Raw genomic sequence first — 14,154 nt, forward strand, 5'->3', positions numbered from 1 at the left:
CGAGTTGCTTGCGACTTCAGAAATGACGTTCACCATTGCTTAGTGGACCTCGTCAGGGTGATCGGCAATTTCGTGAATAGCGAGTACGAGCGCCAGTTTCGACCAACCGGTCGGCAGCGCCCGCGTGACCAAGCGCGTTACTTATCCTCGGGTCTTCACACATGTGCGCTTCGTCAGCGGTATAGCCTGCCAATCCCTCCACAGCCGTTTTGACGGCGAAAAGCTCGAGGCCTGAGGGGTTAATTTGACCCAGGAATCCCGAAAACGGACCTTCCGCTTTCGGCCCCAAACCAACCGTCATCATCCGGTAACCTTAATAGTGTCCTGGAAAGAAAGTTGCCCCCTCCGGGCCTATGACTTGGCGAGGAGTTTCGGCGTTTTTCGACGGTCAGTATGATTTCCGGCGGTTGGAGATTTGTATCGGCCTTTGATGAACGGCCGCTGTTGGGTTCAAAGTGGATGGTCGCGTTATCGTATGGACAGCAGGCTTGCGGCGTCCCTCGGTTGAGTTCACCCGCGGGTTTTTGCTCTTAAGTTCATCCAGATAATCGGCCCACCACTGCATCATGTTGATGCGCTCCTCCCAGTGCTCTGCCCGGGCATAGGCGCGCCGAACGTCGTTGTTCTCAATGTGGGCCAGCTGCCGCTCTATCGCGTCCGGATGCCACTCGCCGCATTCGTTCAGCAAAGTTGATGCCGTTGCTCGAAAGCCGTGCGCGGTAGCTTCTTCCTTGCCGTAACCCATACGACGCAGTGCGGCGTTTAGCGTATTGTCGGAAATCGGACGTGAAGCCGATCGAACACTAGGAAACAGCAGCGATCCACCACCAGAAATTTCCCTGAGTGAAGTCAGGACGCTGATCGCCTGCTTTGATAGGGGTATGCGGTGCGGCCGTCGCATTTTCATGCGTGCTTCAGGGATGGTCCACACCGAGCTTTCAAAATCGAACTCTTCCCATTCAGCGACGCGAAGCTCCCCGGGGCGGGGAAACAGCAGCGCCATCAGCATCAGACCGGCCCGGGTTGTAGGCTGTCCGTCAAATGCATCGATCGCCCTCAGCAAACCGCCCAAGGCCTTCGGATCGGTAATCGCGGCGCGAGACGTTACCGTCGGACTGATGAGTGCGCCTCTGAGGGCGAAGGTCGGATCTGTCTCGGCGCGTGCAGTCGCGATTGCGTATCGAAACACGCTGCCGATCGTGGAGCGCAGTCGCCTGGCCGACTCGTATCGACCGCGAACCTCCACGCGGCGGAGGGCGGTAAGGATGGTGGCCGGGTCGATCTCCCGAATGCACTTGTCGCCAATTATCGGATACGCAAAGTCGAGCAGCCATTTGACCTTGCTGATCGTCCGGTCAGCACGTCCCTCCTTCTTTAGTTTGTCAACATATTCGTCCGCGATTGAGCGAAAGGTGTCCTTTGCCGAATCGGCCTTCCGCAAGCTGCGTTCCTTTCCAGGGTCGACGCCAGCTAGCAGAAGCCTTTTAGCGTCATCGCGCGCCTCCCGTGCCTCGGCGAGAGAGATAAGGGGATAGCTGCCCAGCGCGAGCAGTTTCTGCTTGCCGTCAAAGCGGTAGGCGAGCCGCCAGAGGCGAGAGCCCGTGGGCTGTACCCATAGCTGCAGCCCGCCCCCATCAGATAATTTCACAAGCTTGGAAGCAGGGCGGGCATTTCGACATTTCACGTCGGAGAGGGGCATTCGTCAGGTCTCCCTTGGCTGTTTCGATACCATCAGGATGTCGAATACCAACGGAAATACCATCCCCCCGCCTCGTTGGACCAAATGCTCCTGAAGCCCTCCGTGTCCCGCTTAACCGCGCAATGCGACCGCAAAAGACCAACAATTCCAAGCGATTGCAGAAGCTGCAGCGTAGAAGGTTCGGTGAAAGGGAGTGCCGGGAGAAGGGGGGATGGTGCCCAGAGGCGGATTCGAACCACCGACACGCGGATTTTCAGTCCGCTGCTCTACCAACTGAGCTATCTGGGCCTCGCCGGCAAACGAGACATCGCCTGACCGGATTTCAGGAAAGCGCCGTGGGGCACCCCTTGAAAGCGCGTGGGTTATAGCACGGGAATCCGGCCTGTCCAGCGCCTAAGCGCTGATTTTCCGGGGCAATTGTCGCAGACAATACCGACGCCGGCAAAGCAGCAATTGCGTAAGGTCGGCGAAGTGGAATTGCGCGGCCGGCACCGCCCAAACCCTACTTCGGCTCGTCGCTCTCGTCCTCGTCATCCCGCGCGGTGATGACATAGGCGCCCTTCAGCCAGCGGTTGAGGTCGATGTCCTTGCAGCGCTTAGAGCAGAACGGATAGGTCTCGCGCGCCGACGGCTTGCCGCATTCGGGGCAGGGGCGCTTCGGGCGCAGTGGTGTGACCTTATCGTCCAGGCTCATGGCCGCGCGGTATGCCAGCTGGTGTGGACCTTGAAGCCTTCGCCCGAAAGCAGCGCCACCGTCTCGTAGAGCGGCAGGCCGACAATGTTGGTGTAGGAGCCGACCAGCTTGACGACGAACGAACCGGCGAGACCCTGGACGGCATAGCCGCCGGCCTTGCCGCGCCATTCGCCGGAGGCGACATAGGCGTCGATCTCCTCGCGTGGAAGCCGCTTGAAGCGTACCCTGGATTCAACCAGCCTTTGGCGCAGCTTGCCGCCCGGCGTAATCAGGCAGATGCCGGAATAGACCCGGTGCGAACGGCCCGAAAGCAGTCCAAGGCAATTGGCGGCGTCGTCCAGCGTCTCGGCCTTGGGCAGGATGCGGCGTCCGACCGCGACCACCGTATCGGCGGCCAGCACGAAACTTGGCGCATAGTCTTCCTCGCTTTTCAGCGAGGCCAGCGCCTTCTCGGCCTTTTCCTTCGACAGCCGCTTGGCCAGCGAGCGCGGATGTTCGGCGCGCAGCGGCGTTTCGTCGACATCGGCTGGCAGCACGCGGTCCGGCTCGATGCCGGCCTGTTGCAACAGTTCGATCCGGCGCGGCGAACCAGAGGCAAGCACGAGCTTCTGCAGGATGCTCATCGCGGTTCGCGCCGGACTGTTACTTGAAACGGTAGGTGATGCGGCCCTTGGTCAGGTCATAGGGCGTCATCTCGACCAGGACCTTGTCGCCGGTCAGCACACGGATGCGGTTCTTGCGCATGCGGCCAGCCGTATGGGCGATGATCTCGTGTTCGTTTTCGAGCTTCACCCGGAACATCGCGTTGGGCAACAATTCCGTCACGACACCCGGAAACTCGAGGACTTCTTCCTTCGGCATTCGATACCTTTGCTTGGATTGCAGTTCCGGCGCCCTGGAGCGCCCAGGCCGGAATTTCGGCGGAACCTATATGATAATCGTGCGCTTGTGAACACGCTTAGATCGCGTCATATGCGACGCGCTCCAAGGTTTCGTTTTATGCATGTCGTTGTCTCAAAACCGGGACCGCTTTTGAGCGACATGCATCAATCCGCCGCGTTTTTTACCTCCGGAAGCAGAAAACGTCGGCTGATGCGCGCTTTCAGCCGTTCTCTCACGTCGCGATAGCTGGCCATGATCTGCTCGCGCCTGCCGCCGACATCGGTCGGATCCGGCATCGGCCAGTATTCGACGTCGACGGCAAGCGAGCGGGTGAGTTCGAGCGCGGCGTGGTGGGCTTCCGGCGCCAGGGTGACGATCAGGTCGAAATAATCGTCCTCGAGATCGTCCATCGAGCGCGGCTGGCGCTCGCCCAGCGTCAGGCCCTCTTCGGCCAGCACCGCGTCGACGAACGGATCGCGCTCGCCCCTGTGCACGCCGGCAGAGGCGACGAAAGTGGCCGGCGGCAGCATGCGCCGCGCCAGCTGCTCGGCCATCGGTGAGCGCACGGCGTTCATGCCGCACAAGAACAGGATCGAGCGGGGCGCCCCAGTCAGGTCTAACCCCGCCAGTGCAGCACGCAGACCAGCGTGAACAGCCGCCGCGCCGTGTCGAAGTCGATGTCGATCTTGCCGGCCAGCCGGTCCATCAACGTCTGCGAGCCTTCATTGTGCAGGCCGCGCCGGCCCATGTCGATCGCCTCGATATGGCTCGGTGTCGAAGAGCGGATGGCGTCGTAATAGCTTTCGCAGATCAGGTAGTAGTCCTTGACGATGCGCCTGAGCGGCGTCAGCGACAGGATATGGGTGACGACATCAGCACCATCCTCGCGGGCGACCGCAAACACCAGCCGGGATTCGGCCAGCGAGAGCTTCAGCCGATAAGGCCCGGCGCCGTCATCATTGACCGGCTGAAAGCTGTTTTCTTCGATCAGGTCGAAGATCGCCACCGCGCGCTCATGTTCGACATCGGGCGTCGAACGGCCGATCGACTCGTCGAGCTCGACATCGATCAGCCTTGCGCGGGTTTGATCGCCGTCCGCCATCGCCGCCTACATGTTCAGCCGGATGGCGACGGAGCGGCCATGCGCGTCGAGGCCTTCCGCCTTGGCCAGCGCAATCGCCGCCGGCGCAAGTGCTCTCAGCTGCTCCGGCCCGAGCTTCAGGATCGAGGTGCGCTTGACGAAATCGAGCACCGACAGGCCCGAAGAGAAGCGCGCCGAACGCGCCGTCGGCAGCACGTGGTTGGAGCCGCCGACATAGTCGCCGATGACTTCGGGCGTATGGCGTCCCAGAAACACAGCGCCCGCATTGCGCATCCTGGCCAGGAAGCCCTCGGCATCGTCGATGGCGAGTTCCACATGTTCGGCGGCGATGCGGTCGACCAGCGGCAGCGCGGCCTCGATGGTCTCCACCAGGATCACCGCGCCGAAATCGCGCCAGCTGGCAGCCGCCGTCTCGGCGCGCGGCAGGCTCAGCAATTGGCGCTCGACCGCCTGTTCGACTGCTTTTCCGAACGCAGGATCGTTGGTGATCAGGATCGATTGCGCCGACACGTCGTGCTCGGCCTGCGCCAGAAGATCGGCGGCGATCCAGTCGGGATCGTTGCTGCCGTCGGCCACCACCAGCACTTCAGACGGTCCGGCGATCATGTCGATGCCGACCGTGCCGAAGACCTGGCGCTTGGCGGCGGCGACATAGGCATTGCCGGGCCCGACGATCTTGGCGACCGGCCGGATCGTCTCGGTGCCATAGGCAAGGGCGGCAATCGCCTGCGCGCCGCCGACGCGGTAAATCTCTGAAGCGCCTGATATATCGGCGGCCACCAGCACCAGCGGATTGATGATGCCGCCCGGCGCCGGCACGACGATGACGATGCGCTCGACGCCCGCCACCCTGGCCGGCACGGCGTTCATCAGCACCGAGCTTGGATAGCTTGCCGTGCCGCCCGGCACATAGAGCCCGACCGCCTCGATCGCCGTCCAGCGCGAACCCAACTCGACCCCGGCGGCATCGGTATAGCGATCGTCCTTGGGCATTTGTCGCTCGTGATGGGATCGGATGCGGTCACGGGCAAATTTCAGCGCCTCGACCGTCTGCGGATCGGCGTCTTTGTAGGCCTGCGCGATGTCGTCCTTCGACACGGCAATGCCGAGGCTATTGAGGTCGGCCTTGTCGAATTTCAGCGTGTAGTCGACCAGGGCAGCGTCGCCCTCGGCACGAACCCGCGCAATGATGGCGCGCACGGCAGTGTCGACGTCCTCCGATACCTCCCGCTTGGTGGTCAGGAAGGCGGCGAAACGCTGCGCGAAACCGGCATCGGATTGGATAAGCGTAATGGCCATCGGCTGCGTCTAGATCATGGTGAGATTGCTTGAAATCTCATCATGATCTAGCCCTTTGTTGGAGCATGATCTCTGGACAAACGATTCCCGTTTTGTCCAACAAAAACCGGCACCCACTTTTTGGGATCATGCTCTAGACCCTGTGCACCGGACGCGAGGTGGCTTCCCAGGCGCCGCCTATGTCGGCAAGCCGTGCCTCGATGCATTCGACGTCGAGCATGATCGCGCCGCCGCCGGAAAAGACCAATTCGACGATGCCGGCCGGCTTGCTGATTTCGATAAAGCTGATTGCCAGCAGCGACAGCACCTCGGCCGGCCGATCGCGGGCAATGCCGCTGGTCTTGGCGCCGAGCACGCGGTCGAAATGCAACACCGCCTGGCGCCGCTCATTGTGCGGGCTGAACAATCCGGATTTCGCCTCCCAGACGAAGCGGTTCATGGTCAATATGAAACGCTTGGCCGAAGGCAGGTATTCGAGATCCGAGACTTTCATCACGGCGTCCTGGACGTGAGCCGAGACGATGCTCAGATCCTGATCGTCGAGCGCAATGAGTTTGAGGGCTGCCATGCCGAATGCACACCTGAAAGTTGGTTTCAGCCTTCTGTTAGGCGGTCTTTCCGGTCCGTGCAACCGCGACACAAATTCAACCCGAGGCTAGCGCCTCGGGTTTGAAGTGTTGGCGGTGAATGAAGGCAGCACCAGACGCCTGTCTGTCTGAAGCAACTGCCGTGCGGTCAAGCCGAAATCCGCTCGATCACCGCGCCGCAATTGGAGAGCTTTTCTTCCAGCCGCTCAAAACCGCGGTCGAGGTGGTAGACGCGGTTGACCGTCGTTTCGCCTTCGGCCGCCAGACCGGCGATGACCAGCGACACCGAGGCGCGCAGATCGGTCGCCATCACGGGCGCGCCCTTCAGCTTGGAGACGCCGTCGACGATCGCAGTTTGGCCGGACAGCGTGATGTGGGCGCCGAGCCGGGCCAGTTCCTGCACATGCATGAAGCGGTTTTCAAAGATGGTCTCGGTGATGCGCGACTTGCCCTTGGCCATGGTCATCAGGCCCATGAACTGCGCCTGCAGATCGGTCGGGAAGGCCGGGAACGGCGCCGTCGTTACGTCGACCGGCGAAATGCCGGCGCCGTTGCGCCGGACGCGAATGCCGGAATTGGTCGGCGTGATCTCGGTACCGGTCTGGGCAATCACGTCCAACGCGGTCTGCAGCAGCTCGGGGCGGGCGCCTTCGAGCACGACATCGCCGCCGGTCATGGCCACAGCCATGGCATAGGTGCCCGTCTCGATGCGGTCGGGGATGACGCGCACGCGCGCGCCCGACAGCGAGTCGACGCCGTCGACGGTGATGGTTGGAGTGCCGGCGCCGGAAATTTTTGCGCCCATGGCGTTGAGGCATTCGGCGAGGTTGACGATTTCGGGCTCGCAGGCGGCGTTTTCCAGCACCGTCTCGCCCTTGGCGAGCGCCGCCGCCATCATCAGCACATGGGTGGCGCCGACGGAGACTTTCGGGAACACATAGCGATTGCCGACGAGGCGGCCGTTCCTGGTCTTGGCCAGCACATAACCAGTGTCGACATCAATGTCGGCGCCCAGCGCCTGCAAGCCCTCGAGGAACAGGTCGACCGGGCGCGTGCCGATGGCGCAACCGCCCGGCAGCGACACTTTGGCCTCGCCCATGCGGGCCAGCAGCGGGCCGATCACCCAGAACGACGCCCGCATCTTCGACACCAGCTCGTAGGGCGCGGTGGTGTCGACGATGTTTCGGGCCGAGAAGTTGATGGTGCGCGAATAGCCCTCATTCTGCTTCTCGCGGCGGCCGTTGACCGAATAGTCGACGCCGTGATTGCCGAGAATGCGGATCAGCTGCTCTACATCGGCCAGATGCGGCACGTTTTCCAGCGTCAGCGTGTCGTCGGTGAGCAGCGAGGCGATCATCAGCGGCAAAGCGGCGTTTTTCGCGCCCGAAATCGGAATGCTTCCGGCGAGCTTGTTGCCGCCGACAATTCTGATGCGATCCATGAGAGAATGTCCCCTCGGCCCGATAGGCCGGTTTTCGTCAGTTTGCGTATCGGCCCGTCTAGACCATTGGCCGGCTTGGTTCAAGATTCCTGAGCCCGTTGGCCAAGTTGGCCGGCCAGTGTGGCCGATATCGGTCAGTCCTTGTGCATTTTTTCAGCAGCCGCCAGGCCTTCCGGACGCTGGTCAGCGTCACCGGTGCGCCGCGAACGCGCTTGCGTCTTGCGCTTCATGAGATTGGCGCGCAACTGCTCGGCCAGACGGTCCTTGCGGTTAGTCCCGTCCTTTTTTGCCGGATCAGCCTTTTTCGGTGGATTTATCTTGTCGTCCATCGTTCCGTCCCGCCCGCAACTGGCAGGGCCTGCTGTTCAAGGGATAGCTAGCATTGTGGCGCCGCCATGTCAGCGAAACTTGTCTGGCAAAGCCTTTCACAGACGCCTTGCGCTTGCCGGTTCTATATGGCAGAAGCCCCGCCATCAGCGGCTGCGGTAGCTCAGTGGTAGAGCACTCCCTTGGTAAGGGAGAGGTCGAGAGTTCAATCCTCTCTCGCAGCACCAGTTCATTCCTTTGATTTTAAGAAGATGCAGTCGCGAAGTCGGGGTCTCGTTGCGGACCAAAAAAGCCGGCTGACGTAAAAGTGCCAATCCCGCGCATCCAACCGTGGCCCCCTCGCCCGGAAACATTGAGAGAAAGAGGCTCTACGGGGCCGGACGACTGCTTAACAAGTCCGGACCTGTCAACTCATGAACAGGCCGGACTGGCCGTATCCGGCATGCTGAACACTACCGCTCGCACGCTGAAAGCCAGCCGCCTCGTACGCATATCCACGACAAGAACACAGCTCGCCCAAGGACTTGCCATCGGCCGGCCATCATGATGCCATCTCGCCTGCGGAAGATAGCGTTGGGTTTTGGGGTAGAGAATGCTCTTTGGGCGAACGGCAGGTGCGACAGAGCGCATGTGCGCGGCAATTGCTGCGGCACTGGCGCTGTGCCTATGCGCGTTTGGCCCCGCTTTGGCTGAAGAGCCGAAGGCGCTGAAAGGCGTCGCGCTCATCATCGGTCAGTCCGACTACCAGCATGTCGGCAAACTGCCCAATCCGGAAAACGACGCCCGCGCCATCGAGGAGATGTTCGACAGGCTCGGCTTCGAGACCAATGTCGCCACCAACCGCGACGCGCGCAAATTGCGGCGCGATCTCGAAGGCTTCGTCGACGATGCCGAGGGCGCCGATGTCGCCATCATCTACTATTCCGGCCACGGCATCGAAGCCGGCGGCGAGAATTATCTGGTCCCTGTCGATGCCGATATCTCGGCGCTCGACAATGCCGGCGAAAAGCTGGTGCCGCTGTCGTCCATCGTCGCCGAACTGAAGGCCAAGGTGCCGGTCACCATCGTTCTGCTGGACGCCTGCCGCAACGATCCGTTCCCGCCGGGCACGCTCCTGAAGCTGGCGCCGGGCGACGAAGGCAAGCCGATCGGCGCCGACGGTCTCGGGGAAACGCGCGGCGTGGTTTCCCTGAAGGGCGGCGCCGACGCCAAGGGCTCGGTCGACGGCAGCCTCGGCCAGGTCATCGCCTTTGCCGCCGAGCCCGGCAAGGTTGCGCTGGACGGTCCGGCCGATGGCAACAGCCCCTATGCGGCAGCGATCCTGCGCCACATCGACACGATGGGCGGCGAGGAATTCGGCACCGTTTTGCGCATGATCGGCGAGGAGGTCTATCTCAAGACCAATGGCCAGCAGCGGCCCTGGGTCAATGAGAGCCTGCGCCGGCTGCTCTATTTCGGTACCCCCGCCGAGGCGCCGAAAGGTGATGAGGGCGAAATCCTCAGGGAGCGGCGCCAGCTCCTGCTGACCATCTCGACGCTGCCCGAGCCGGAGCGCCGCCAGATCGAAACCATATCGCGTGACGGCAAGGTGCCGATGGATGGGCTCTACGCCATGCTGAAGGCGCTCGGGGTCGACATACCCAAGGATCCGGCTGAGCTCGACAAGCTGCTGCGTGGCCAGACCGAACGGCTGAAACACGTGTTGGCTGAACGCGAGACTTTGAAAAACCCGGACCCCGAAATTGCCAGGCTATCGAAACTCGCCGAACAGGCGGTTCAGGAAGGCGCGCTCGAAGCGGCGCAGAAATTCAACGAGCAGGCCAAGGCCCGCATCGGCGAACTTTCGTCTACGATCGACCAGGCCGAGGCCGAGCTGAAGGCAAAGCGGCTGGAATTCGCAAAGGTCTTCGCCAGCAGTGCCAGGACTTATGAAATCTCCTTCAACTTCAAGGAGGCTGCGCAGGATTACGCCAAGGCCTTCGAGCAAGCTGCCAAATGGAGCGACGAAGATGCGTTCTACTACAAGGCGGCAGAGGCCAACGCTCTGTCGGAACAAGGGGACTTCTCCGGCGACAATGCGTATCTCGCCCAGGCCCTGACAGCCTATGAACAGGCATTGACCTATGTCACCCGCGAAAAGTTGCCGCTGCTTTGGGCGGCCACCCAGAACAATATGGGCGCCACGCTTGCTACTTTGGGCGAACGGGAAGCCGGCCGCGACAACCTCGACAAGGCAGCTGCCGCCTATGAGCAGGCGCTGACCGTCTATACGCATGACGCCTACCCTGACGACTGGGCATCGACCTATGGCAATCTGGGCACGGTCTACTGGCGGCTCGGCCAGCGCGAGAACGGGACGGCACTGCTTGAGCGGGCAGTCGCGGCGTTCCGCTCGGCGCTCGAGGTACAGTCGTCGAAAAAACTGCCGCTGGAATGGGCGGCGACGCAGAACAATCTCGGCATCGTGCTGTCCGAGATCGGCGAACGCCAGACCACATCGGACAGTTTCCGCGCGGCGATCGAGGCGCATCGTGCGGCATTGACGGAATACAACAGAGAGCGCGTACCGCTCGACTGGGCGCTGAGCCAGGTCAATCTGGGGGCAGCGCTCTACCGCCTCGGTGAGCGCGAAAAGGATATCGCGACCATGCAGCAGGCGGTTGCTGCCTATCAGGCGGCGACCGGCGAAATGACCAGGGAACGCGCGCCGGCGCAATGGGCGACAATCCAGAATAATCTGAGCACGGCGCTGGAATCGATCGGAACCATTAACGGCGATGTCGCCACGCTTGAGCAGGCGCGCGACGCCGCCCTGGCATCGCTTACGGTTTGGACGCGCGAGCACGCCGCGGCGAGCTGGGCCAACGGCCAGCTGACGCTCGGCAACGCCTTGCAGCGCCTCGGCGCCAAGCAGAAGAACAAGGAACTGCTGCTGCAGGCAGCCACCGCGTACCAGGCCGCTCTGTCCGAATATCCGCGTGAGAAACTGCCGCTTGACTGGGCTTCGCTGCAGCAGAATCTGGGATCGGTCAACGACACGCTCGGCGATCTCGATACGGGAACCGATTACTACATTCAGGCGGTGACCGCGTATCGTCAGGCATGGGAGGTCTATACCGCAACCGCCGCGCCGGGCGAGTTCGCTTCGATCGGCTACAGCCTTGCAGGCACGCTATCGAACTGGGGCGAACGCGCGGGGGACATCTCGACCCTGCGGCAGGCGATCGATGTCTACGGTCAGGTGCTCAGGGTTCGCACCCGCGACAAGGACCCAGCCAATTGGGCCAAGACGGAATTCCGCCTCGGCTGCGCATTGATGATGTCAGGCAAGCTGGCCTCTGACGATCTACTGCTGCAGCAATCGGTCGACGCGCTGCGGGCGGCGCTCGACGGGCAGACGAAAGGCGGTGATGTCACGGAGATCGGCCAGACGCGCCGCGTGCTCGGCCAGACCCTGTCGATCCTGGGCGACAATACATCCAACCTGGACTTGCTGGCGCAAGCAGCCGACATGCTGGAAGCCGCGCTCCCCGCCTACTCCAAGGACGCCGACCCGGAGGAGTGGGCCAATATCAATTACGACCTCGGCTTTGCCCTCTACAGCCAGGGCCGGATTGGTGGCGACGCCACGTTCTACGCCAAGGCCGTGGAGAGCTTCGAGAGGGCAGCGCGGATCTACGACGGTTTTCCCGACCGCATGCAATGGGCGCGCACCAAGGGCGATATCGGCAATGCCTTGCTGATGGCCGCGGACGGCAAGGACGTCGAGTTGCTCACCCGCGCGATTGCCGCCTATGACGCAGCGCTCAGCGTGGTAACGCGCGAGAATGCGCTGGCTGTCTGGGAGAACAATCAGAACAATCTCGCCGGCGGGCTGTCGAGTCTTGGTTACTGGGCGAACGATGTCGGCAAGCTGAAACGAGCCGCTCAGATCTACCGCGACCTCGCCACGGTGCGAACGATCGCCCGCGATCCCGATCTCTGGATCACCAACCAGACCAGTCTCGCGCAGACGCTGAGCATGATCGCGGCCCGCGAGCCTTCGGCTGAATTGTACGAGGAGGCGATTGTCGTCAACCGGGCGCTTGCCGAGCAGCTCGGTCGCGAGCGCGATCCCGAACGTTGGGCCAATGCGCGCAACGAGATGGGCTATGCCTTGACCATGGCCGGCCGCGCCGAAAACAATGTCGCGCATTTCGAGGAGGCGGTGTTGGTCCTGCGCGAGGCGATCGTGGTGCAAAAGAAGATCAATTCGGTGCCGGCTGTCGCCTTCACGCAGGACAGCCTGTGCGACGTGCTGGTCGATCTGGGCGCCGCCCGCAAGGACAAGGCGATGGCACAGGAAGCGATCGCCGCATGCCAGGACGCGCTCGTCATCTTCCGTGACAAGAAGATGGACGATCTCGCCGCCGGTTCCGAAAAGAACCTCTCCGAGGCACAGGCGTTGCTGGCCGAGTTGCATTAATCCGAGCCCGCGCTCCCGGATGCGGGCGAATGGTGGGCACGCCAGCGTTCACGCTGTTGCGCAAGCAAACGTCATCGGCTCGCCATGGCGTGACAGAGATGCGATGTGGCAGTATCGGCTTGTGCGCCGGTCGCCGCCCGTCATTCAGGGCGGCAGGTAATCATATTCCGTTGGAGCGCCAGATGACCTCACTCACCCGCCGCAGGGTTTTGAAAACGGCTGCGGTTGCCGGCGTCGGCGGCGTTGGCCTTGCAGCGATGGCCAGGCTTGGTGGCTGGGCCGCGGCCGCACCGGAGCCGGTGGTGCTCAAGACGGCAAAGATCCAGGCCAGGTTCATGGATGCGGGCGAGACCCGGGATGTCCTGACGTATGGTGAATCAGGCATGCCGCCTGTACTGCGGATGAAAAAAGGCGAGCCCTTTGCCGCGCGTCTCGTCAACGCCATCGACGACCCGACGACCATCCATTGGCACGGCATTCGCGTTCCAAACAAGATGGACGGTGTTCCCTTCCTGGTTCAGCCTTACGTCTATACCGGCGATCATTTCGACTACGCCTTCGCGCCGCCCGACGCCGGCACGTTCTGGTATCACCCGCATTGCAACACGCTGGAGCAGATGGGCCATGGCCTCACCGGCGTGATCGTGGTCGAGAACCCCAACGATCCAAAATTCGACGCCGAAGCCGTCGTCAACCTGCGCGACTGGCGCCTCGGCGACGACGCGCAGTTCATCCAGCAATTCCGGCCGCGCGATGCCGCAAAAACCGGAACCTATGGCACGGTGCGCACCGCCAACTGGCTCGACCAGCCGCAATTCGACGCGCCGGCCGGCGGGTTGGTGCGGCTGCGGGTCGCCATCACCGATGTCACCCGCATCTACGCCTTTCGCGTCGAGGGTGGGCAGGCCGCGGTCATCGCGCTGGACGGCAATCCGGTGCCGCAGCGTTTTGCGCCCGATGCTTTGCTGCTCGGACCGGGGCAGCGCATGGAGCTCGCCATCCGCATGCCTGACCAGGAGGGCGCGATCGTCAGCCTGGGCGACATCAGGGGCACCAAACCCAAGGTCCTCGCCACCTTGCGCGCCACCGGAAGCTCGCTCAAGCGCGACCTGCGCGACCTCGCACCGCTGGAAGCCAACCCGGTGCCGGAGGTGGATCTCGCCAGCGCAAAACACATCGCGCTCTCGCTCAGCGCCACGGCGGAAAACGTGCCGAGCGACAGCATATGCGGCACGCTAGGCTACTCCTTCTGGGCCATCAACAAGGTACCGTGGCCGGGCGACACGCTGGACCCGACCGCGCCTTTGGCCGAGCTGAAGCTCGGCAAAAACTATGTCATCGACATGGAGAATTTGACGCCGCAATCGCATCCGATGCATCTGCACGGCATGAGCTTCAAGGTGCTGTCGTCGTCGACACGCCAGGTTCAGCCGGTCATCTCCGACACCTATCTCATGCAGCCCAACGAGAAGGTTCAGCTCGGTTTCGTCGCCGACAATCCCGGCGACTGGCTGCTGCACTGCCACATCATCGAACATCAGAAAACCGGCATGACGAGCTATATCAGGGTGGTTTGACGCCGAGGCGGGTCAATCAGCCTCTACCGGGATTGGCCTCACCTGCCGGGCATGTTGTCGGAGAAATTGCCGGTGTTCGCC

General features: G+C 62.4%; 12 protein-coding genes and 2 tRNA genes. 3 read left to right on the forward strand and 11 right to left on the reverse strand.

All coding sequences use genetic code 11. The annotated features are described in order from the left end of the window. Positions 1-388: 388 nt before the first annotated feature. From NKI96_RS27445 to NKI96_RS27495, 11 genes are all read right to left on the reverse strand, one after another. Positions 389-1,699, reverse strand: a complete 1,311-nt coding sequence (locus tag NKI96_RS27445) for a tyrosine-type recombinase/integrase (protein WP_352807113.1) — start codon at positions 1,697-1,699, stop codon at positions 389-391. Positions 1,700-1,911: 212 nt separating this feature from the next. Next, positions 1,912-1,987: transfer RNA gene (locus NKI96_RS27450), tRNA-Phe, on the reverse strand. A gap of 214 nt (positions 1,988-2,201) precedes the next feature. Next, the gene (gene yacG / locus NKI96_RS27455) at positions 2,202-2,393 is read right to left on the reverse strand and encodes a DNA gyrase inhibitor YacG (RefSeq protein WP_023669280.1); all 192 of its coding nucleotides are present in this window, start codon (positions 2,391-2,393) and stop codon (positions 2,202-2,204) included. After that, positions 2,390-3,016 carry a Maf-like protein gene (locus tag NKI96_RS27460; RefSeq protein ID WP_023681911.1) on the reverse strand — a complete coding sequence of 209 codons (627 nt, stop codon included), beginning with the start codon at positions 3,014-3,016 and terminating at the stop codon, positions 2,390-2,392. Before NKI96_RS27460 ends, yacG begins: the two co-directional genes overlap by 4 nt. Before the next feature lie 19 nt (positions 3,017-3,035). Beyond that, entirely contained in the window at positions 3,036-3,254 is a 219-nt protein-coding gene (gene infA, locus NKI96_RS27465) for a translation initiation factor IF-1 (protein ID WP_006200926.1), read from the reverse strand. A gap of 185 nt (positions 3,255-3,439) precedes the next feature. Then, positions 3,440-3,904, reverse strand: coding sequence for an arsenate-mycothiol transferase ArsC (locus tag NKI96_RS27470; RefSeq protein ID WP_081725519.1), 465 nt, complete (start codon positions 3,902-3,904; stop codon positions 3,440-3,442). Beyond that, positions 3,892-4,377 carry a UPF0262 family protein gene (locus NKI96_RS27475; protein WP_023669283.1) on the reverse strand — a complete coding sequence of 162 codons (486 nt, stop codon included), beginning with the start codon at positions 4,375-4,377 and terminating at the stop codon, positions 3,892-3,894. The genes NKI96_RS27470 and NKI96_RS27475 overlap by 13 nt, the downstream gene beginning before the upstream one ends. A gap of 6 nt (positions 4,378-4,383) precedes the next feature. Beyond that, a complete protein-coding gene (hisD, locus tag NKI96_RS27480; protein ID WP_023692405.1) occupies positions 4,384-5,676 on the reverse strand; it encodes a histidinol dehydrogenase in 1,293 nt (430 codons plus the stop codon). A 133-nt stretch (positions 5,677-5,809) separates the two neighbouring features. Then, positions 5,810-6,244 carry a DUF2948 family protein gene (locus tag NKI96_RS27485; RefSeq protein WP_023669285.1) on the reverse strand — a complete coding sequence of 145 codons (435 nt, stop codon included), beginning with the start codon at positions 6,242-6,244 and terminating at the stop codon, positions 5,810-5,812. Positions 6,245-6,411: 167 nt separating this feature from the next. Continuing rightward, on the reverse strand, positions 6,412-7,704 hold the full coding sequence (murA, locus tag NKI96_RS27490; RefSeq protein WP_023753869.1) for a UDP-N-acetylglucosamine 1-carboxyvinyltransferase: 1,293 nt from the start codon (positions 7,702-7,704) through the stop codon (positions 6,412-6,414). A 134-nt stretch (positions 7,705-7,838) separates the two neighbouring features. Further along, positions 7,839-8,033 carry a hypothetical protein gene (locus NKI96_RS27495; protein WP_023727781.1) on the reverse strand — a complete coding sequence of 65 codons (195 nt, stop codon included), beginning with the start codon at positions 8,031-8,033 and terminating at the stop codon, positions 7,839-7,841. 150 nt (positions 8,034-8,183) lie between these two features. Between NKI96_RS27495 and NKI96_RS27500 the strand changes: the two genes are divergently transcribed. The 3 genes from NKI96_RS27500 (at position 8,184) to NKI96_RS27510 (ending at position 14,073) form a co-directional block, all read left to right on the forward strand. Next, positions 8,184-8,258, forward strand: a tRNA-Thr gene (locus NKI96_RS27500). Positions 8,259-8,659: 401 nt separating this feature from the next. Then, a complete protein-coding gene (locus NKI96_RS27505; protein ID WP_352807116.1) occupies positions 8,660-12,496 on the forward strand; it encodes a caspase family protein in 3,837 nt (1,278 codons plus the stop codon). 182 nt (positions 12,497-12,678) lie between these two features. Beyond that, on the forward strand, positions 12,679-14,073 hold the full coding sequence (locus tag NKI96_RS27510; protein ID WP_352807119.1) for a multicopper oxidase family protein: 1,395 nt from the start codon (positions 12,679-12,681) through the stop codon (positions 14,071-14,073). Positions 14,074-14,154 lie beyond the last annotated feature (81 nt).

Source organism: Mesorhizobium sp. M0292 (genome assembly GCF_040321695.1).
GTDB lineage: Bacteria > Pseudomonadota > Alphaproteobacteria > Rhizobiales > Rhizobiaceae > Mesorhizobium.